The 17,751-nt window shown below is 74.5% G+C and carries 19 protein-coding genes and 1 pseudogene; 4 read left to right on the forward strand and 16 right to left on the reverse strand.

Annotation, left to right across the window (positions count from 1 at the left end; all coding sequences use genetic code 11):
- Positions 1–61 precede the first annotated feature (61 nt).
- A complete protein-coding gene (locus ACSLIC_RS15945) occupies positions 62–472 on the forward strand; it encodes a rodlin (protein ID WP_436738363.1) in 411 nt (136 codons plus the stop codon).
- Between the two features lie 163 nt (positions 473–635).
- On the opposite strand, the gene paaE is transcribed toward ACSLIC_RS15945, so the two are convergent.
- The 9 genes and pseudogenes from paaE to paaN all read right to left on the reverse strand — a co-directional run bounded on the left by paaE (position 636) and on the right by paaN (position 8,658).
- Complete coding sequence (gene paaE / locus ACSLIC_RS15950) at positions 636–1,748, reverse strand: 1,2-phenylacetyl-CoA epoxidase subunit PaaE (protein WP_436738364.1); 1,113 nt, start codon at positions 1,746–1,748, stop codon at positions 636–638.
- Positions 1,749–2,402, reverse strand: a complete 654-nt coding sequence (gene paaD / locus ACSLIC_RS15955) for a 1,2-phenylacetyl-CoA epoxidase subunit PaaD (RefSeq protein ID WP_436740385.1) — start codon at positions 2,400–2,402, stop codon at positions 1,749–1,751.
- Entirely contained in the window at positions 2,399–3,259 is an 861-nt protein-coding gene (gene paaC / locus ACSLIC_RS15960) for a 1,2-phenylacetyl-CoA epoxidase subunit PaaC (RefSeq protein WP_436738365.1), read from the reverse strand. The genes paaD and paaC overlap by 4 nt, the downstream gene beginning before the upstream one ends.
- Positions 3,260–3,312: 53 nt before the next feature.
- Entirely contained in the window at positions 3,313–3,633 is a 321-nt protein-coding gene (gene paaB / locus ACSLIC_RS15965) for a 1,2-phenylacetyl-CoA epoxidase subunit PaaB (protein WP_436738366.1), read from the reverse strand.
- Positions 3,630–4,610 (reverse strand): 1,2-phenylacetyl-CoA epoxidase subunit PaaA, encoded by a 981-nt coding sequence (gene paaA / locus ACSLIC_RS15970; RefSeq protein WP_436738367.1) that lies wholly within the window; start codon positions 4,608–4,610, stop codon positions 3,630–3,632. Before paaA ends, paaB begins: the two co-directional genes overlap by 4 nt.
- A 5-nt stretch (positions 4,611–4,615) precedes the next feature.
- The gene (locus ACSLIC_RS15975; protein WP_436738368.1) at positions 4,616–5,497 is read right to left on the reverse strand and encodes a 3-hydroxyacyl-CoA dehydrogenase family protein; all 882 of its coding nucleotides are present in this window, start codon (positions 5,495–5,497) and stop codon (positions 4,616–4,618) included.
- 68 nt (positions 5,498–5,565) lie between these two features.
- Positions 5,566–5,730 (reverse strand): annotated as a pseudogene (locus ACSLIC_RS15980) (enoyl-CoA hydratase/isomerase family protein); the annotation flags it as partial.
- Positions 5,727–6,938, reverse strand: a complete 1,212-nt coding sequence (locus ACSLIC_RS15985) for a thiolase family protein (RefSeq protein WP_436738369.1) — start codon at positions 6,936–6,938, stop codon at positions 5,727–5,729. The pseudogene ACSLIC_RS15980 and the gene ACSLIC_RS15985, both read right to left, overlap by 4 nt.
- A gap of 1 nt (position 6,939) precedes the next feature.
- Positions 6,940–8,658: a phenylacetic acid degradation protein PaaN gene (paaN, locus tag ACSLIC_RS15990; RefSeq protein WP_436738370.1), complete on the reverse strand. Its 1,719-nt coding sequence runs from the start codon at positions 8,656–8,658 to the stop codon at positions 6,940–6,942.
- A 93-nt stretch (positions 8,659–8,751) separates the two neighbouring features.
- Here paaN and paaI point away from each other — a divergent pair, with 93 nt between their 5' ends.
- Positions 8,752–9,303: a hydroxyphenylacetyl-CoA thioesterase PaaI gene (paaI, locus tag ACSLIC_RS15995; RefSeq protein WP_436738371.1), complete on the forward strand. Its 552-nt coding sequence runs from the start codon at positions 8,752–8,754 to the stop codon at positions 9,301–9,303.
- Complete coding sequence (gene paaK / locus ACSLIC_RS16000) at positions 9,300–10,652, forward strand: phenylacetate--CoA ligase PaaK (RefSeq protein WP_436738372.1); 1,353 nt, start codon at positions 9,300–9,302, stop codon at positions 10,650–10,652. The genes paaI and paaK overlap by 4 nt, the downstream gene beginning before the upstream one ends.
- A 90-nt stretch (positions 10,653–10,742) precedes the next feature.
- Here the strand turns inward: paaK and ACSLIC_RS16005 are convergent, their stop codons facing one another.
- The 7 genes from ACSLIC_RS16005 to ACSLIC_RS16035 all read right to left on the reverse strand — a co-directional run bounded on the left by ACSLIC_RS16005 (position 10,743) and on the right by ACSLIC_RS16035 (position 16,869).
- Positions 10,743–11,069 (reverse strand): hypothetical protein, encoded by a 327-nt coding sequence (locus ACSLIC_RS16005; protein ID WP_436738373.1) that lies wholly within the window; start codon positions 11,067–11,069, stop codon positions 10,743–10,745.
- Positions 11,070–11,558: 489 nt separating this feature from the next.
- Positions 11,559–12,326, reverse strand: a complete 768-nt coding sequence (locus tag ACSLIC_RS16010; RefSeq protein WP_436740386.1) for a chaplin family protein — start codon at positions 12,324–12,326, stop codon at positions 11,559–11,561.
- A 158-nt stretch (positions 12,327–12,484) separates the two neighbouring features.
- Positions 12,485–12,718 (reverse strand): chaplin, encoded by a 234-nt coding sequence (locus ACSLIC_RS16015; protein ID WP_436738374.1) that lies wholly within the window; start codon positions 12,716–12,718, stop codon positions 12,485–12,487.
- 344 nt (positions 12,719–13,062) lie between these two features.
- Positions 13,063–13,566, reverse strand: coding sequence for a helix-turn-helix domain-containing protein (locus ACSLIC_RS16020; protein WP_436738375.1), 504 nt, complete (start codon positions 13,564–13,566; stop codon positions 13,063–13,065).
- A gap of 88 nt (positions 13,567–13,654) precedes the next feature.
- Positions 13,655–14,059: a hypothetical protein gene (locus ACSLIC_RS16025; RefSeq protein WP_436738376.1), complete on the reverse strand. Its 405-nt coding sequence runs from the start codon at positions 14,057–14,059 to the stop codon at positions 13,655–13,657.
- Between the two features lie 176 nt (positions 14,060–14,235).
- Positions 14,236–15,513, reverse strand: coding sequence for a M6 family metalloprotease domain-containing protein (locus ACSLIC_RS16030; RefSeq protein WP_436738377.1), 1,278 nt, complete (start codon positions 15,511–15,513; stop codon positions 14,236–14,238).
- 828 nt (positions 15,514–16,341) lie between these two features.
- Complete coding sequence (locus ACSLIC_RS16035) at positions 16,342–16,869, reverse strand: MarR family winged helix-turn-helix transcriptional regulator (RefSeq protein ID WP_436738378.1); 528 nt, start codon at positions 16,867–16,869, stop codon at positions 16,342–16,344.
- Positions 16,870–16,956: 87 nt separating this feature from the next.
- On the opposite strand from ACSLIC_RS16035, the gene ACSLIC_RS16040 reads away from it, so the two are divergent.
- On the forward strand, positions 16,957–17,739 hold the full coding sequence (locus ACSLIC_RS16040; protein WP_436738379.1) for a dioxygenase family protein: 783 nt from the start codon (positions 16,957–16,959) through the stop codon (positions 17,737–17,739).
- The last annotated feature ends 12 nt before the right edge of the window (positions 17,740–17,751 follow it).

Consider the following 17,751-nt stretch of genomic DNA (forward strand, 5'->3'; position numbering starts at 1 on the left):
TGAGTTGTCCAGGGAGCGCGGGGAGCACGACCCGTGCACTTCGGACGAAGAGGAAAAGCAGATGCTGAAGAAGATGATGGTCTCCGCGGCCGTGGCCGCTTCCGCGATCGGTATGGGCGCCGCCGGTGCCGCCCCCGCGATGGCCATCGGCGACGACAACGGCCACACCTCGCTGAGCGGCAACGGCGCCGAGCAGTACTACGGCAACTCCTCCACCTCCGGTGACATGAGCCCGCAGATCGGCCTCATCCAGGGCTCGTTCAACAAGCCGTGCATCGGCCTGCCCGCCGACGCCAACGTCGGTTCGCTGATCGGCCTCGTGCCGGTCACCGTCCAGGACCTCAACGTCCTCTCCTCGCCGCAGCAGCAGCAGTGCGTCGAGAACTCCACCCAGACCAAGGGTGACGAGCCGCTCTCGCACCTCCTGAGCAACATCCCGGTCCTCTCGGGCAACGGCGCCGGCAACAGCTGACGCGCCCCGCCCGGCTCCCGGGCCCGCGCCGCGCCGCAATCCCCGTCGGCTGCGGAAGCGCGCCCACCGAGCCCCGAGGGCGCCCCGCCGGTGACCGGCCGACCGGCGACGAAGCCCCTGACCACGCGTCAGGGGCTTCGTGCTGCGCGGGTACGCGCCGGGCTCACACGTCGAAGTCGACCGTGACCTCGTCCGACACCGGCCGGGTCTGGCAGGTCAGGACGTACCCCTGCTCGACCTCCGCCTCCTCCAGGGCGAAGTTCCGGCGCATCTCGGTCCCGCCGGCGGTGACCTTGGCCCGGCAGGTGCCGCAGACGCCGCCCTTGCAGGCGAACGGCATGTCCGGGCGGACCCGCTGGGCACCGTCGAGGACCGTCTCCGCGCGGCTCGCCGGGAAGGTGGAGGCACGCCCGTCCAGGACCAGGGTCACCTCGGAGACCGGGCCCTCGGGCAGCGCGTCCTCGTCGCGGCGGACCGGGGCCGGCTCCTCCTGGTCGTCGGCGAAGAACAGTTCCTGGTGGACCCGGTCGCCGGGCACCCCCAGCCGCTTCAGCAGGGCCTGGGCGTCACGGACCATGCCGTGCGGGCCGCAGAGCCACCAGTGGTCGGTGTCGGCCACCTCCAGCAGGGCCGGGACCAGGGCGGCGAGGCGGTCGGCGTCGAGGCGGCCGGAGAGGATCTCGGCCTCGCGCGGCTCCCGGGAGAGGACGTGCGCGACCTGGAAGCGGTCGGCGTAGCGGTCCTTCAGGTCGGCGATCTCGTCGGCGAACATCACCGTGCCCGAGCGGCGGTTGCCGTACAGCAGGGTGACGCGGGCCCCGGGGTGCCCGGCGAGGACCGAGGCGGCGATGGAGAGCATCGGGGTGATGCCGGAGCCGGCGGCGACCAGGACATGGTGCTCCGGCTCACCGAGGGCCGGGGTGAACAGGCCGGTCGGCTCCATCACGTCGAGCACGTCGCCGGGCCGCACCTCGCGCACCAGCCAGGTCGAGAAGAGCCCGTCCGGCACCACCCGTACGCCGATCCGGGGCGGGGCGCCCGCCGGGGCGCAGAGCGAGTACGAGCGGCGCTCGTCGCGGCCGTCCACGGTGCGGCGGACCGTCAGGGACTGGCCCGGGGCGAAGGCGAAGGCGTCCGCGAGGGCGTCGGGCACGTCGAAGGTGACGGCGGCCGCGTCCTCGCACAGCGGCTCCACGGACGCCACCCGCAGCGTGTGGAAGCGGGGCCTGCGCCGGGCGGGGACCGGGGCGGGGGCGGGCGAGGTGGGCGCGGACATCTAGATCTCCTTGACGTGCTCGAAGGGTTCCCGGCAGGCGAGGCAGCGGCGCAGCGCCCGGCAGGAGGTGGCGGAGAACCGGGAGATCTCCTCCGTCCGCCCCGACCCGCACAGCGGGCACGCCACCTCAGGCGCGGCGGTACGGGTCGGCGACAGCGTGAGCGGCACCGGGCCCGAGGAGCGCGGGGCTGGACCCGGCGGAGCGATGTGGTGCTCGGCGAGGGCGCGTCGCCCGGCCTCGCTGATCCAGTCCGTCGACCACGGCGGGTCCAGCACGGTGACCACCCGTACCTCGGGGAAGCCGGCGCCGTGCAGGGCCCGTACGGTCTCCGCGCGCATCTCGGCCAGCGCCGGACAGCCCGAGTAGGTGGGGGTGAGCGCCACCTCGACCGCGCCGTCCCCGGCGTACGCCACCGAGCGCAGCACGCCGAGGTCGGCCAGGGTCAGCATGGGCAGTTCGGGGTCGCGGACGGCGGCCGCGGCGGCGCGGGCCCGCTCCAGGCCGTCCCCGTCCGCAGCGGTGGCCGGCCCCGCGCCGGGGAGCGCGCGAGGGGCCGGGCCGCCGGTGGTGCGGGCGGCCTCGGCGAGGACCGCGTCGAGCCCGGCGTCGAAGAGCGCGGCCGGGACGGTGACCGCCGCGCCGGGCCGGGTCACCACGCCGCCCCGGGGTGCGCGCGGGCCACCGACTGGAGCTCGTCCAGGAGCGGCGCCAGGTGCTCGGTACGCTCCCCGGTCCGGCCCGCGCCGGAGTGCGCCGGGTAGGCGCCCACCGTCAGCCCGGCCGCGCGCGCCGTCTCCTCCCACACCTGCCGCAGCTCGGCCCCGGCCTCCGCCGCGTCCCCGCCGAGCGCGTCGGCCGAGGTGTCGGCGGCCAGCTCGCCCAGCCACGGCCCGACCGCGTCGTACCCGGCCTGCATACGGCGGGCCGACTCCTCGGTGCCGTCGCCGAGCCGCACGATCCAGTCGGCGGCGAACTGGCGGTGGTACGCCAGCTCCTTGACGCCCTTGGCGGCGATGGCGGCCAGCACCGGGTCGGGCGCCGTGGCCAGCCGCTGGAAGAGGGCGAGCCGCCAGGCGGCCAGGGCCAGCAGCCGCGCCATGGAGAAGGCGAAGTCGCCGCGCGGCAGTTCGGCGAGGCGGACGTTGCGGAAGGCGTCGGCGTCACGCCAGTAGGCGTAGGCGTCCTCGCCGCGCCCGGTGCCGTCCACCTGGCCGGTGCGGGCGTAGAGCAGGCGGGCCTGGCCGAGCAGGTCGAGGCCGATGTTGGCGAGGGCCAGCTCGATCTCCAGCTCGGGGGCGTCGGTGGTCCACTGGGCGAGGCGCTGCGCGCCGACCAGGGCGTCGTCGCCGAGGGCCAGGCAGAGCGCGGCCAGCGCGGCGGCGTCGACCCCGTCGGGCAGCGTCGTGTCCACGCCGTGCAGCGGGTCCTCGAAGCCCGTGCCGAACGCCCAGCGGCCTTCGCCGTCCTCCGCTCCGGCGGCCAGGGACGCCGAGAGGTGGTCGTCACTCATCGAGGGTGCTCCTTGTTCCGTGGTTCTGTGCTGCTCGGGGTGGGGTGGGGCCGCTAGATGTGCGGGACGTCCTCGGGGATGTCGTAGAACGTCGGGTGGCGGTAGACCTTGTCGCCGCTGGGCGCGAAGAACGGGTCCTTCTCGTCCGGGGCCGAGGCGGCGATGTCGGTGGAGCGCACCGCCCAGACGGAGACGCCCTCGTTGCGGCGCGTGTACAGGTCCCGGGCGTTGAGCAGGGCCATCCGGTCGTCGGCGGCGCGCAGCGAGCCGACGTGGACGTGGTTGAGGCCGCGCTTGCCGCGCACGAAGATCTCGTAGAGCGGCCAGGAGCCGCGCGGGCTCTCGGCGGGGGCGGGGGTAGGGGTCTCGCTCATGCGGCGGCCTCCGTCCGGTCGGGCCCGGTGTGGCGGGCGGTGTGCTTGGCGGCGTGGGCGGCGGCGGCCTCGCGGACCCAGGCGCCGTCCTCGTGGGCGGCGCGGCGGCGGGCGACGCGCTCGGCGTTGCGGGGGCCGTCGCCGGAGATGACCCGCATCAGCTCGGCGTAGTCGGGCGTGCCGAAGTCGTACCGGCCGCGCTCCTCGTTCCACCGCAGCTCGGGGTCGGGGAGGGTGACGCCCAGGTGCTCGGCCTGCGGGACGGTCATGTCGACGAAGCGCTGGCGCAGCTCGTCGTTGGAGTGCCGCTTGATCTTCCAGGCCATGGAACGCTCGGAGTTGGGCGAGTTGTCGTCCGGCGGGCCGAACATCATCAGCGAGGGCCACCACCAGCGGTCCACCGCGTCCTGCACCATCGCCCGCTGCGCCTCGGTGCCGGCCATCATCGTCATCAGCAGCTCGTAGCCCTGCCGCTGGTGGAACGACTCCTCCTTGCAGACCCGCACCATGGCCCGCGCGTACGGGCCGTACGAACTGCGGCAGAGCGGGACCTGGTTGCAGATGGCGGCGCCGTCCACGAACCAGCCGATGACGCCCACGTCGGCGAAGGTCGGCGTCGGGTAGTTGAAGATCGACGAGTACTTCTGGCGGCCGGTGATCAGCCGCTCGGTCAGGTCGTCGCGGTCGGCGCCGAGCGTCTCGGCCGCGCTGTACAGGTACAGCCCGTGCCCGGCCTCGTCCTGCACCTTGGCGAGGAGGATCGACTTGCGGCGCAGCGAGGGCGCACGGGTGATCCAGTCGCCCTCCGGCTGCATGCCGATGATCTCGGAGTGGGCGTGCTGGGCGATCTGCCGGATCAGCGTCCTGCGGTACCCCTCGGGCATCCAGTCGCGCGGCTCCACCCGCTGGTCGCGGGCGATCGTCGTGTCGAAGTACTCCTGGAGCGCGCCCTCGCCGGGCGCCTTGGCCGTGGTCATGTCGTTCACCTCTGCTTCTCCCATGTGTGGAACCCCTGTCCGGTGGAGCGCCCCAGCTCGCCGCGGGCCACCTTGTCGCGCAGCAGCCGGGGCGGGGCGAACCGCTCGCCGAGGGTGGCGTGCAGGTACTCGGCGATGGCCAGGCGTACGTCCAGGCCGACCAGGTCGGTCAGGCGCAGCGGACCCATCGGGTGCTTGTAGCCGAGCCGCATGGCGTCGTCGATGGCCTCGGCGGAGGCCACGCCCTCCTCGACCATGCGGATCGCCTCCAGGCCGAGCGCCACGCCGAGGCGGCTGGAGGCGAAGCCGGGCGAGTCCTTGACGACGACGTCCTTCTTGCCGAGCGCCGCCGTCCAGGCCAGCGCCCGGTCGACCACGGCCGGGTCGGTGTCCTCGGCCACCACCAGCTCGATCAGGGCGGAGGCCGGGACCGGGTTGAAGAAGTGCAGGCCGAGGAAGCGGGCGGGCCGCTGAAGCACCGCGGCCAGCTCGGTGACCGACAGCGAACTGGTGTTGGTCGCCAGCACCGCCTGCTCGCCCACCACCTGCTCGGCGGCGGCCAGCAGCTCCGCCTTCAGCCCGGCCTCCTCCGGTACGGCCTCCACGACCAGCTCGGTCGCCGGGTCCAGCCCGGTCACCGCGTCGGCGAAGGCCATCCGGTCCAGCACCTCGGCGGGGGCGGCGTCGATCAGCCCGCGCCCGGCGGCCCGCTCCAGCGACCCGGCGATCCGCTCGCGGACCGCCTCTGCCGCCTCGCGGCTGTGCTCGACCACGGTGACCGGCGCCCCGGCGGTGGCGAAGGACTGGGCGATGCCCGCGCCCATCCGGCCGCCGCCGATCACGGCGACGCTCCGGGGGAGGGCGGGAACGGCGGCTGCGGTGGTCATGAGCGGGCCTCCTCGGGGCGGGGGTGGTGGAGCGGGCAGAGCCGCGCTCCAGGAAGGCGGTCATCCGCTCGCGGCTCGTCCTCCAGCACCTCGCAGACCGTGTGCGGCTCGCGGATCATGCGGGCGCTGATCGCGTTGCGCGCCTCGGGCCGGTCCAGGGTCACGACGACCCGGTCGGCCCGCTCCTCCACGGTGAGCGTGGTGAAGGCGGCGCCCGTCGTGTGCGTACTCATACCCGCTCCACCAGCATCGCGACGCCCTGCCCGACGCCGACGCAGAGCGTGGCCAGGCCGCGGCGGGCGTCCTCGCGCTCCAGGCGGCCCAGCAGGGTCAGCAGGATGCGGGAGCCGGAGGAGCCCAGCGGGTGGCCCAGCGCGATGGCGCCGCCGTCGCCGTTGACCCGCTCCGGGTCGAGCCCCAGGCGGGCGATCACCGCGAGTGCCTGCGCGGCGAACGCCTCGTTCAGCTCGACGGCCTCCACGTCGGCCGCCGTCCACCCGGCCCGCTCCAGCGCCTTCCGCGTCGCCGGGACCGGGCCGAGGCCCATCAGGTGCGGCTCCACCCCGGCCGAGGCGGCGGCGGTGATCCGGGCGCGCGGCGTCAGTCCGTACCGCTCGACGGCCGCGCCGCTCGCCACGACCAGCGCCGAGGCGCCGTCCGAGAGCGGCGAGGAGGCGCCGGCGGTGACGATGCCGTCAGCCCGGAAGACGGTCCGCAGCGTGGCCAGCTTCTCCAGGGTGGTGGAGGGGCGCGGGCCCTCGTCCGCGGTGACCTCGCCGTCCTTGACGGGGACGGGGACGAGTTCGCGGTCGAAGTGCCCGGCGCGCCGGGCCGCGACCGCCCGCTGGTGCGAGCGGAGCGCGAAGGCGTCCGACTGCTCCCGGGTGATCCCGTCGAGCGCGGCGACCTCCTCGGCCGTCTCGCCCATGGAGAGCGTCACCGGGCCCTCGCCGGGCGCCGGGGCCCGGTCGGCCGCGGCGAACCTCGGGTTGGTGAACCGCCACCCCAGCGAGGTGTCGAAGACCTCGCCGGGCTTGGCCCAGGGCGTGCCGGGCTTCGCCATCACCCACGGCGCCCGGGTCATCGACTCGACCCCGCCCGCCACCACGACCTCGGCCTCGCCGGAGCGGATGGCCTGCGCGGCCGAGGCGACGGCGGTCAGGCCCGAGGCGCAGAGCCGGTTGACGGTGTAGCCGGGCACGGTGTGCGGCAGCCCTGCGAGAAGCACCGCCATCCGTGCGACGTCCCGGTTGTCCTCGCCGGCCTGGTTGGCGGCGCCGAGGATCACCTCGTCGACCGCGTCGGCGGGCACCTGGGCGCGCCGCACGGCCTCGCCGACGACGAGCGCGGCCAGGTCGTCGGGGCGCACCTGGGCGAGGGCCCCGCCGTACTTGCCCTGCGGGGTGCGCGCCCCGTCGACCAGGTAGACCTCCTCGGGCACCTCAGGCCCCCTGGACGGGGCGGGCCGGGCGGCGGGACTGGAGGGTGTGGAAGCGGCCGGTGACGAAGGCCGGGTCGGTGAGGGTGGCGGAGGCGGCCGGGTTGGCGGCCGAGCCGTGGAAGTCGCTGAAGGCCGCCGACTGGTTGACGAAGACCGGACCGGTGAAGTTCTCCGCCAGGTGCACGCCCGCGTCCAGCGCCGCCTCCCGGGCCCGCTCCAGGACGTCCTCGCTGGTCGAGTGGACGGTGGCGGTCAGCGCGCCGTGCTCGCCGACGGTCTCCCGGAAGAGCGCCAGCGCGTGGTCGGTGGAGTCGGCGGCGACCACGAAGGAGATCGGCCCGAACCACTCGCTGCGGTACGTCTGGGCGTCCGCGTCGGCGTCCAGCAGCGTGACCAGCGGCAAGCGCTGCACGGCCGCCTCCGAGGACGGGTGGACCAGAGCCTGCCCGCCCCAGCTCGTCCCGCCGAGCTTCGCGGCCCGCTCGACCCGCTCCACCACCGGCGTGCCGACCAGCGCGCCCAGCGTCCCGGCCGCCCGCTCCGGGTCACCGAGCAGCTTGTCGAGGGCCGCGCCGAGGTCCGCGCCGAACTCGGCCGGGGTCTTCACGCCCTGGTCGGTGGCGAAACCCTCGCGCGGTACGTAGAGGTTCTGCGGGGTGGTGCACATCTGACCGCTGTAGAGGGAGAGCGAGAACGAGAGGTTCCGCAGCAGCCCCTTGTAGTCGTCGGTGGAGTCCAGGACGACCGTGTTCAGCCCGGCCTTCTCGGTGAAGACGGCGGCCTGGAGGGCGTTGCGCTCCAGCCAGGTGCCGAACTCCGAGGAGCCGGTGAAGTCGACGATCCGCACGTCCGGGTGGACGGCCAGCTCGGCGGCGCTGCGCCCGCCCGCCTCCTCGGCGGCGAGCAGCACCACGTCCGGGTCGAACCCGGCCTCGGCCAGCACCTCACGGGCGATGCCGACGCTGATGGCCAGCGGCAGGACCGCGCCCGGGTGCGGCTTGACGATCACCGGGTTGCCGGTGACCAGCGAGGCGAACAGGCCCGGGTAGCCGTTCCAGGTCGGGAAGGTGTTGCAGGCGACCAGCAGCGAGACACCCGCGCCGACCGGCGTGAACGTCTTCTCCAGCACCGTCGGCTCACCCTTGCGCGCCGGCTTCTCCCACCGCGCCGCCGCCGGGTGCCGCTTCTGCTCCGCCCACGCGTACGCCACCGCCTCCAGACCCCGGTCCTGCGCGTTCGGCCCGCCCGCCTGGAAGGCCATCACGAAGGGCTGGCCCGTCGTGTGGTGGACGGCGTGGCCGATCTCGAAGGAGGCGGCGTTGAGCCGGGCCAGGATCTCGGCGGCGACCCCGGCGCGCTCGTCCGGGGTGGCCCGCCGCCAGGTGCGCCCGGCGGCCTTGGCGGCGGCCACCGCGTCGGCCGGGGCCAGGCGCGGGTAGGTCACGCCGAGGACGCGGCCGTAGGGGGAGACCTCGCCGCCGACGGCACCCGGCTCACCGGGGTGGCCGGACAGCTCGAAGGGGCGTCCGAGCCGCGCCTCGAAAGCGGCCTCGCCCGCCTCGGCCGCGCCGTCGCCGTAGACGGAACGACTCGGCGACTCCGGGTACGCCGACCAGAAGCCGCGGGCGGTGATCTCGGCAGAAGCCCTGCTCAGCAGGGTCTCGTGACGGGCGAAGAAGTCGGCCGCGCCGGTGGTGGCGGTGGCGTCGGGAGAAGGCATGGGCACCCCTTGACAGGCAGATCGGATGCTGAATTACTGAGCTGGTCGCAAGCTAACCGAATGTTCGGTCGGGCAGCAAGGGGTGATGGCCACATGGGACGTCGCGAGGACGTGACGACCGGCCCGCGCGCCGGTCTCCAGGAGCCGGCGGAGCCGGGGTTCGCGGGGACGGCGCCGGCCTCCGGGACCGCTCAGGCGCCCGACGCGGGCGGTAGGGCCGACCGGGTGACGCCGGACGGCGCCCGCACCGGCGGCCCCGCCGCCCGGATGTTCGCCGCCGACGCCGCCTCCCGGGGGCTCGGGATGACCCTCCAGGCCGTCGGCGAAGGCACCGCGAGCGTCGGCATGACCGTCACCGCCGCCATGGTCAACGGCCACGGCGACGCCCACGGCGGCTTCCTCTTCACCCTCGCCGACACCGCCTTCGCCTGCGCCTGCAACAGCTACGGTCCGCAGGCCGTGGGGGCCGCCGCCGACATCGTCTTCGTCGCCCCCGCCCGCGAGGGCGACGTACTGACGGCCCACGCCGTGGAACGCACCCGCTTCGGACGCAGCGGGATCTACGACGTCCGCATCACCCGCGACGACCGGGTCGTCGCCGAATTCCGCGGCCACAGCCGCGTGAGACGAGCCGTGGAAGGATGATCATGAACAGCACTGCGGCCGGGACCGGGACGTCCCGGCTGGGCGAGCCGCTGCCCGACGAGCTGAAGGACTCCGCCGAGCGCCTCACCCTCTCCGGACTGCGCACCCTCCAACTGGAGCGGCTGCGCACGAGCCTGCGCCACGCGTACGACAACGTGCCGCTGTACCGCCGCAAGTTCGAGGAGGCGGGCGTCACCCCGGACGACTGCCGCACCCTCGACGACCTCGCGCGCTTCCCCTTCACCGCCAAGGCGGACTTCCGCGAGTCGTACCCCTTCGGCATGTTCGCCGTCCCGCAGGCCGACATCCGCCGCATCCACGCCTCCAGCGGCACCACCGGACGCCCCACCGTCGTCGGCTACACCGACCACGACCTCTCCGTCTGGGCCGACCTCGTCGCCCGCTCGCTGCGCGCCGCCGGCGCCCGCCCCGGCGACAAGGTCCACGTGGCGTACGGCTACGGGCTGTTCACCGGCGGCCTCGGCGCGCACTACGGCGTCGAGCGTGCGGGGTGCACCGTGATCCCCGCCTCCGGCGGCATGACCGCCCGGCAGGTCCAGATCATCCAGGACTTCCGGCCCGAGATCATCATGGTCACCCCGTCCTACCTGCTCACCCTCCTCGACGAGTTCGAGCGCCAGGGCATCGACCCGCGCGCCACCTCGCTGCGCGCCGGGGTCTTCGGCGCCGAGCCGTGGACCGAGGAGATGCGCCGCGAGATCGAGGACCGCATGGACCTCCACGCGGTCGACATCTACGGCCTCTCCGAGGTCATGGGACCCGGCGTCGCCCAGGAGTGCGTCGACACCAAGGACGGCCTGCACCTGTGGGAGGACCACTTCTACCCGGAGATCGTCGACCCGGTCACCGGCGAGGTGCTGCCCGACGGCGAACACGGTGAACTGGTCCTCACCAGCCTCACCAAGGAGGCCATGCCGGTCGTCCGCTACCGCACCCGCGACCTGACCCGGCTGCTGCCCGGCACCGCCCGCCCCGCCATGCGCCGCATGGAGAAGATCAGCGGGCGCTCCGACGACATGATCATCCTGCGCGGGGTCAACCTCTTCCCCAGCCAGATCGAGGAGATCCTGCTGCGCACCGAGGGCGTCGCCCCGCACTTCCAGCTCCGGCTGACCAAGCGCGGCCGGATGGACCACCTGACGGTGCGCGCCGAGGCCCGGCCCACCGCCGACGCCGCGCTGCGCGAGCGCGCCGCCGCCGCGATAGGCAAGGCCGTCAAGGACGGCGTGGGGGTCAGCGCCGCCGTGGAGATCGTCGACCCGGAGACGCTGGAGCGCTCCGTCGGCAAGATCCGCCGCATCGTCGACGAGCGGGCCGCGACCGGCTGACCCGGCGGCCGGACCGACGGGGTCCGGGCGGCGGCACACCGGGCGGTCCTCCCCGCCCCACCGTGTCCCGGCGTGCCGCCGGAGCGCGCCTCACTGCAGCGGCAGGTCCTTCAGCGGCACCCCGCCGAGCAGCGTCTTGGCGCCGTCGGCGACCTTGCTGACGCCCTCCCCGGCCTTCCCGAGGTCGCTGCCGCGCACCTGCTCCACGGCGCTGTCGGCGCCGCGCAGCAGCGGGTCGGTGACCTGGCCGCCGAGGCGGTGCGTCTCCAGCGACCCGGTCAGCTTGTCCGCGCCCGCGTTGAGGCTCATCGGCACCCCCGAGGTGTCGACGGCGAGCGCGGGGGTCGCGGCGGCTGCCGCGGCACCGGCCGCCAGCATCGAGACGACGAGGGCGGAGGCGGTCCTGCGGTGCTTCATGTGCGTCCTTCTTCCGTGCCGGGAGACGGCCCGGCGATCCGGCCGAATCCACGGGCCGCCGGAGGCTCCTCGTATACGGCCGCGTGAATTCGACTGCGTGAATGCGACTGCTCAACGAAAGGCGTCCACCGGGGAAACCGGGAGAACAGCCCGGGGCCGGTTGATTCACCCGGACGCGTGGCGCGGTGTCAAGGAGGCGGCGCGCCCCGAGAAGGGAGCGCACGCCGGGCGCGGAAAGCGTGCTCGCACCCGACCGGGATAAGGCCGCGGCCCGTCGGGAATACGGCGAAGGGCTTTCCCGGGCCGGTGCGAAAGCCCCGGAGAGAACGCGGCCCGGCCCCACGAGACGGTGGTACGGAGCGCCGACCCGCCCCCGAAAACGCCGACCGGGTCGCCTCGCGCGCGTTGGCGAGGAGACCCGGAGGGGGCGTCCCGCCCGGCGGGCGATTGCCGGGCGGGCGGGACGCGGTGGGCCGAGGGCCCGGTCGGTCAGCGGCGGGCAGACCTGCCGCGGCGGACCATCAGCAGGCCACCGCCGAGCAGAGCGGCGGAGAGGGCGGCCGCGGTACCGATCTGGTCGGCGCCGGTCTCAGCCAGCTCCTCCTTCGGCATGTCGCGCGTGGGCGGCTGCTCCGTGAGGCGCTGCTCGGTGGGCGGCTGCTCCGTGGGGGGCTGCTCGGTGGGCGGCTGCTCCGTGGGGGGCTGCTCGGTGGGCGGCTGCTCCGTGGGGGGCTGCTCGGTGGGCGGCTGCTCCGTGGGGGGCTGCTCGGTGGGCGGCTGCTCCGTGGGGGGCTGCTCGGTGGGCGGCTGCTCCGTGGGGGGCTGCTCGGTCGGAGGCTGCTCGGTGGGGGGCTGCTCGGTGGGCGGCTTCCCGTCGCTGTTGGCGCACTCGTTGCCGAAGGCCGGGTTGAGCAGGCCGACCACGTCGACCGAGTTGCCGCACACGTCGAGCGGCACGTCGACCGGGGCCTGGACGGCGTTGCCCGAGGCCACGCCGGGGGAGTTGGTGGCTACGCCCTCGGCCTCGGCGCCCCCGTCGCCCACGTTGGCGCACTTGTTGCCGAACGCCGGGTTGAGGAGCCCGATGACGTTCACGGTGTTGCCGCAGAGGTTCACCGGCACGTGGACCGGGGCCTGGACGGTGTTGCCGGAAGCCACGCCCGGGGAGTTCACGGCGGCTCCCGCCGCACCCGCGTCGGCGTGGGCGGCCGCGCCCGTCACCGAGAGGAGGCCGGTCGCCGCCGCGGCGGCGAGCATGCTCCTGCTCATAACCTGTCGCACTTGATCGTTCCCTGTCTGTTCAGGTCGGGAGGGCCCGATGCCCGCCCGTGCTGCTGGGGGAACGGCCCCCGAACGCATGGCGTGCGCTCAGGGGCCGTTCCACGAATCCGGGCGTCAGGCGCCCGAAGGCGCCGTCAGAGGTTGGCGCACGCGTTGCCGAAGGCCGGGTTGAGCAGGCCGACGACGTTGATGGTGTTGCCGCAGGCGTTCACGGGGACGTGGACCGGAACCTGGACCGCGTTGCCCGAGATGACGCCGGGGGAGTGGGTCGCGGCGGCGCCGGCGCCCGCGTCGGCCAGGGCCGGGGTGGCCACGCCGACGGCCATCAGCGAACCGGCGATGAATGCGGCGCTCTTCATGTACTTCACGGTTGTACCTTTCCGGCGGCGACGCCCTACACAGCCACGTCTTTCGCGCTGCACGAGTCGGTGTCACGCCCCGTTTCGTCGCCGTCGATATCGGTAACGACCGGACGGGTGGGAGGAAACTGAGGAAATGCGGGCGGTCTTCCTCCGCCACCCGAACGCCCCGTGTCGGATGCCGACCGGGTAATGGGGGAACGGTTTCTGCGCGGCGCCGGGCCGGGGCGGCTGGATGCCGCCCCGGCCCGGCCAGGGAACGAACCGCAGTGCCAACGTTGCCTGCTACGTGCACGTAACGGAGGCCGCGAATAGTTCTATTTGCGTGCCGCCCGGGACAGGCGCCCTGTCCGTCAGGCGCAAGCGGGTGCGTCGGCCGGGGCCACGGCGTACCAGCGCTCCCCGTCCAGCCGCGCGAGCCCGCGCTCGGCGAGGCCCGCCAGATGGCGGGTGACGGTGGTCGGCTGGTAGCCCGCGCCGGCGCTCACCTCGTCGAGCGTGGCGCCCTGGGCGCCGGCCGCGGCCAGGTGGCGCCAGCTGCGCTCGGCGGTCCGCCCGAGCCCGCCCGCGCCGACGGGGGCGAAGACCTCGGCAGGGACGCCGGGGAGCGGGGTGGGGGACGCCTCGGGTGCGGGGGTCCGCGCCTTCGCCGGGGGCCCGACGGCCACCGGGCCGGGCGCCGGCCGCGCGGAGGGCGCGGTCCGGGAGGCGGCCGCCGGTGCCGCGGGCCCGGTGCCCTGCCCGGAAGCGCCCGGGAGCCGAGACCGGGTGACGGGGCGCGGGGTGCGGTTGACGGTGCGGTGGCGGCGGCCCTTCTGTTTGCGGGCCTTGTGCTGGCGGCCTTTCCGCGTCGGCATGTGCTGCTCCGTCCGTGTGGGGGGAGGGTGGTTCGCGTACAGGTCGGGGCCCGGCGGGGGTGCGGGCGCCGACGGCCACGGCGCGGGGTCAGCCGGTGATGGGCAGACCGCCGAGGAACTGCTGGAGGGGCAGGCCGTCGGTGGGCAGGCTGTTTCCGATCGCGTCGGCGGGCAGCGCGCGGGATGCGGCGCCGGTGACCGTGTCCGTCGCGCCGGACAACTGGCCGGTGATCGCGTCGGCGGGCGCGCTGCCCAGGATCTGGTCGGTGGGGAGGCCACCGGGGAGCAGACCCGAGATCGCCTGGGTGGGCAGCCCCTTCGCGACGTCGCCCACGATCGGCAGGCCCTGCGGGGTGTCCTGGGCGGAGGCGCCCGAGGGGACGGGCTGCGAGGACGGGCCCGCGTCCGCCTGCGCGGCACCCGCTGCGGCGAGCGCCGCACCGCCCATCAGGACGGTGAGGGCGGCGGCGCGGGCGGTGCGGCGGTTGCGCATGATTCTCCTAGGTCAGAGGTGTCGTGGGAGTCCGCCGGGGCCGACGGACGATGACGCCAACGACACGGGGCCGACCGGGTCACGCACACTGGGCCGTCCGGGCGGCCGGGCCTCCGTCCGCGTGTGGAGCGCCGCACCGGCCCGTGCGTTTCCGGAGATCTGCCGGGGCGTCCCGCTCACTTCCGGCTGACGCGCACCGTGTACGTACCTTCGAGGTCGGCCCCGGCGACGGTGACCCGGACGCCGTCCTTGTCGGCGTCGAAGGTCTCGCCGGGGCGGAACGGGGCGTCGGAGAGTTCCGCGTGGACGTTGGGGCGCCGGGTGCAGCCGCCGCTGTCGCGGGTGGCGTCGACCACCTCGATCGGGCCGAGCCCGGTGTCGACCTCGGCGTCCACCCGGTAGACGAGTACCCCCGGGCGGCAGACGGCCTCGTCGTTGCCCTCCTGGGTGCGCACCTCCAGGGCGTACCCGGCGGAGCCGGTCAGCGGGATGAAGACGAGCTTGGTGCCGCCCCTCTCGGCGAGCGGGCGCAGGCGGTGCTCGGTGGTGCCCGGAGTGGCGGCGCAGCGGACCTGGTCGTCGTCGAGCCACCCCAGTTTCCACTTGTGCCAGCCGAGCAGGTCGTTGTTGGCGCCCCAGTCCTCGCTCATGATGTCCCAGTGGCCGACCGCCGCCCCGCCGTCGCCGGTGTACAGGTCGGGGAGGCCGAAGACATGGCCGTTCTCGTGCGGCAGGACGCGGTACCCGGTCTCCTCCAGGTTGCCCGAGCCGTCGTCCTGGCGGCTGTAGACGAACGAGGCGTTGGCGACGGGGACGCCGTCGGCCACCGGCGCCTCCTGGTTCCCCGCGAAGGTCACCGACAGCACGGTCTCCAGGGCGTCCGGCCCGGCGTTCGGCGTGATGAGGATGTTGAGCAGGTCGTACTCGCTGAAGTCCACCTCGGGGTCGGCCTCGGCCACGATGTCCTGGACCAGCTCCCGGTAACCCGGGTCGAAGGGCGCGCCCCGGTCTATCCCGTACGAGGCGAAGGGGGCGGGCATCCGCAGCCAGTCGGCTATCGGGGCGTCGGGCCGGTAGGCGAGGCGGCCGTAGGAACTGGTGCGGAACCAGTCGGTGGTCTGCGGGAAGAACTCCGCGAGCCGGTCCTGGGCGCTCCCCTCACCGGGGGCGTCGGGGAAGTCGATCATCAGGTTGAGGGCGCGGACGGTGCCGGTGGAGCGGGTGTAGCCGGGGGCGGTCGGCAGCCCCTCGGACATCTGGACCCCCATCGGGCCGCTGATCATGCAGGGTCCCAGCACCGTCGAACGGGCCATCGCGGCCGGGCCCGCCGTGGGCGGCCCCTCCAGCAGGCGGCCGGTGCTGGCCGAGGTGGTGACCGCGAGGGCGAGGGCGGTGACCGAGGCGAGCAGGACGTGGCGCCGGGTCCCGGATATCCGCCGACGGGTGCGCGACATACGGTGCCCTTCGGTCGCGGCAGCCGACCGGCCCGGCTGCGCCTGTCCGTTCACCCTCATCCGGAGGGTGAGGGGACGCTCGCTGGGTGCGACCGAACGGGGGCATGCCCGGGCACTTCGTGAAGCGGCTCACAAAGCCCCTTCCGGGGCCGGAGCGGACATGGGCAGGGGCTCTCTCCCCGCCCGAAGGCGGTGTCCGGCGAAGCGGGGGCCAGCTCCCCGTGCGCGAGGGAGGCGGCCGTGGGGCGCTCCGGCGCCACCACCGGAGCGGAAGGACCTGCGTCCGCGCGGCGCCGCCGCGAGCGGATCACCGAGGCCGCCCGCGAACTCGTCGGTCGGGGACCGGCTTTGCCCCTTCGCCGATGAGCGCGGGCGTGATCACCGACTCGACGCGGATCGGCGCCCGGAGGATGAACCCGGGCCGCGCCCCGGTCGCCGCCGGAACGCCGCTGCCCGCCGAGCCGGGGTCGGCGGCCCGTACGTCTCCGTGGCACCGCGATGACGGTGCCGCTCGGCCTCGGTACGGGTTCGTGTCCGCCGGGCCGGCGGCGACGCGGCTCGTGCCGAGTGATGCCGGGGTCGCCTCGGTGGTGGGTCACCACCTCGTAGCGGGCCGGCGGCGCCCTCGGCGCCGTACTGATGAAAGCCCTCGCCGCCTCCTGCCTCACCACCACCGGTGAGTGCCCGGCCCGGCCGGTCCGGGCCGAGGCGGTGGTGGCCGCGTCCGCGCCGGGTCGTCGGGTGTCGGCGTACTCCTCGTCGCCTGCGGCCCGGCGACGTCCACCTGGACCGACCCGTGCGGCGGAAGCCCCGCGAGCGGGGGCGCGGTCAGCGCCGCCAGGGCAGGTCCGAGTCGCTCCCCGAGGGCTGGAGTCCCTCGGCGACGGTCGCCATGATCGCGCCGAGGGAGTCGACCTGTTCCGGGGTGAGCCGGTCGAAGAGGGCCTGGCGGACGGCCGCGACATGGCCGGGTGCGCTGCGGGTCAGCATCGCCTCGCCCTCCTCGGTGAGCACCGCGAGCTGCCCCCGTCTGTCGGAAGGGCAGTCCTCGCGCCGTACCCAGCCGTTCTTCTCCAGCCGCGCCACCGCGTGGGAGAGCCGCGAGCGGGTGATCTTCGCACCCTCGGCCAGCTCGGTCATCCGCAGCCGCTTCTCGGGCGCCTCGGAGAGCTGGACCAGGAGCCCGTAGTAGACGTGCGGCATCCCGGCGTCGCGCTGCAACTGCCGGTCGAGGTGGTCCTCCAGCAGGGTCGTCGCGTGCAGGTACGCCTGCCAGGCGCGTTGTTCGTCGTCGGAGAGCCAGCGGGGCCGCGGGGGCCCGGGCCGGTCGCCGGGGGAAGTGGTCATGTCATCCACTCTACGAAACCATTCTTGAAAGTTGAACAAAAGGACGTTACGGTCGACCCAGAACTTGAGGTTTCAAGTATCAGGAGTGGAGTCGCCATGAACAGCACCGCCGAGCGGATGCCCGCCCTCTACCTCAGTCACGGCGCCCCGCCCCTCGCCGACGACCCCGTCTGGCCCGGCCAGCTGGCCGCCTGGTCCGCCGGGCTGCCCCGCCCCACCGCGATCCTCATGGTCTCCGCCCACTGGGAGGAGGCCCCCCTCGCCCTCGGCGCCGTCCGCACCCTCCCCCTGGTCTACGACTTCTGGGGCTTCCCCGAGCACTACTACCGCGTCCAGTACGCCGCCCCCGGCGCCCCCGCCCTCGCCGACTCGGTCCGCAAGCTCCTGGCCGCCCCCGGCACCCCGGTCCAGTCCATCCCCGACCGGGGCCTGGACCACGGCGCCTACGTCCCCCTCGTCGAGATGTATCCCGAGGCCGACGTCCCCGTCCTCCAGATGTCACTGCCCACCCTCGACCCGCGCCGCCTCATGGAGATCGGCCGCAAGCTGGCGCCCCTGCGCGACGAGGGCGTCCTGATCGTCGGCTCCGGCTTCTTCACCCACAACCTGGCCGCGCTGCGACAGGGCGGGACTCCGTCCTGGTCGGCCGAGTTCGACGACTGGGGGCGGGCCGCCCTCGACGGCGGTGACGTCGACACCCTGCTCGACTTCACCCACGCCGCCCCCGCCGGCGCCCTCGCCCACCCCCGTACGGAACACTTCGCCCCCCTCTTCGTCACCCTCGGCGCCGCCGACGCCACCGGCGACCTCGCCACCCAGCGCAGCGTCATCGACGGCTTCTGGATGGGGCTCGCGAAGCGGTCGGTGCAGTTCGGCTAGGGGGGCCTCGAA

It is taken from the genome of Streptomyces sp. BBFR102 (assembly GCF_051397025.1).
Taxonomy (GTDB): Bacteria; Actinomycetota; Actinomycetes; order Streptomycetales; family Streptomycetaceae; genus Streptomyces.

What these genes read in the sequence shown, in the direction of transcription:
- ACSLIC_RS15945 (WP_436738363.1), top strand. Translation starts at nt 62, where the DNA reads ATGCTGAAGAAGATGATGGTCTCCGCGGCCGTGGCCGCTTCCGCGATC.
- paaE (WP_436738364.1), bottom strand. Translation starts at nt 1,748, where the DNA reads ATGTCCGCGCCCACCTCGCCCGCCCCCGCCCCGGTCCCCGCCCGGCGC.
- paaC (WP_436738365.1), bottom strand. Translation starts at nt 3,259, where the DNA reads ATGAGTGACGACCACCTCTCGGCGTCCCTGGCCGCCGGAGCGGAGGAC.
- paaB (WP_436738366.1), bottom strand. Translation starts at nt 3,633, where the DNA reads ATGAGCGAGACCCCTACCCCCGCCCCCGCCGAGAGCCCGCGCGGCTCC.
- paaA (WP_436738367.1), bottom strand. Translation starts at nt 4,610, where the DNA reads ATGACCACGGCCAAGGCGCCCGGCGAGGGCGCGCTCCAGGAGTACTTC.
- ACSLIC_RS15975 (WP_436738368.1), bottom strand. Translation starts at nt 5,497, where the DNA reads ATGACCACCGCAGCCGCCGTTCCCGCCCTCCCCCGGAGCGTCGCCGTG.
- paaN (WP_436738370.1), bottom strand. Translation starts at nt 8,658, where the DNA reads ATGCCTTCTCCCGACGCCACCGCCACCACCGGCGCGGCCGACTTCTTC.
- paaI (WP_436738371.1), top strand. Translation starts at nt 8,752, where the DNA reads ATGGGACGTCGCGAGGACGTGACGACCGGCCCGCGCGCCGGTCTCCAG.
- paaK (WP_436738372.1), top strand. Translation starts at nt 9,300, where the DNA reads ATGATCATGAACAGCACTGCGGCCGGGACCGGGACGTCCCGGCTGGGC.
- ACSLIC_RS16005 (WP_436738373.1), bottom strand. Translation starts at nt 11,069, where the DNA reads ATGAAGCACCGCAGGACCGCCTCCGCCCTCGTCGTCTCGATGCTGGCG.
- ACSLIC_RS16010 (WP_436740386.1), bottom strand. Translation starts at nt 12,326, where the DNA reads ATGCTCGCCGCCGCGGCGGCGACCGGCCTCCTCTCGGTGACGGGCGCG.
- ACSLIC_RS16020 (WP_436738375.1), bottom strand. Translation starts at nt 13,566, where the DNA reads ATGCCGACGCGGAAAGGCCGCCAGCACAAGGCCCGCAAACAGAAGGGC.
- ACSLIC_RS16025 (WP_436738376.1), bottom strand. Translation starts at nt 14,059, where the DNA reads ATGCGCAACCGCCGCACCGCCCGCGCCGCCGCCCTCACCGTCCTGATG.
- ACSLIC_RS16030 (WP_436738377.1), bottom strand. Translation starts at nt 15,513, where the DNA reads ATGTCGCGCACCCGTCGGCGGATATCCGGGACCCGGCGCCACGTCCTG.
- ACSLIC_RS16040 (WP_436738379.1), top strand. Translation starts at nt 16,957, where the DNA reads ATGAACAGCACCGCCGAGCGGATGCCCGCCCTCTACCTCAGTCACGGC.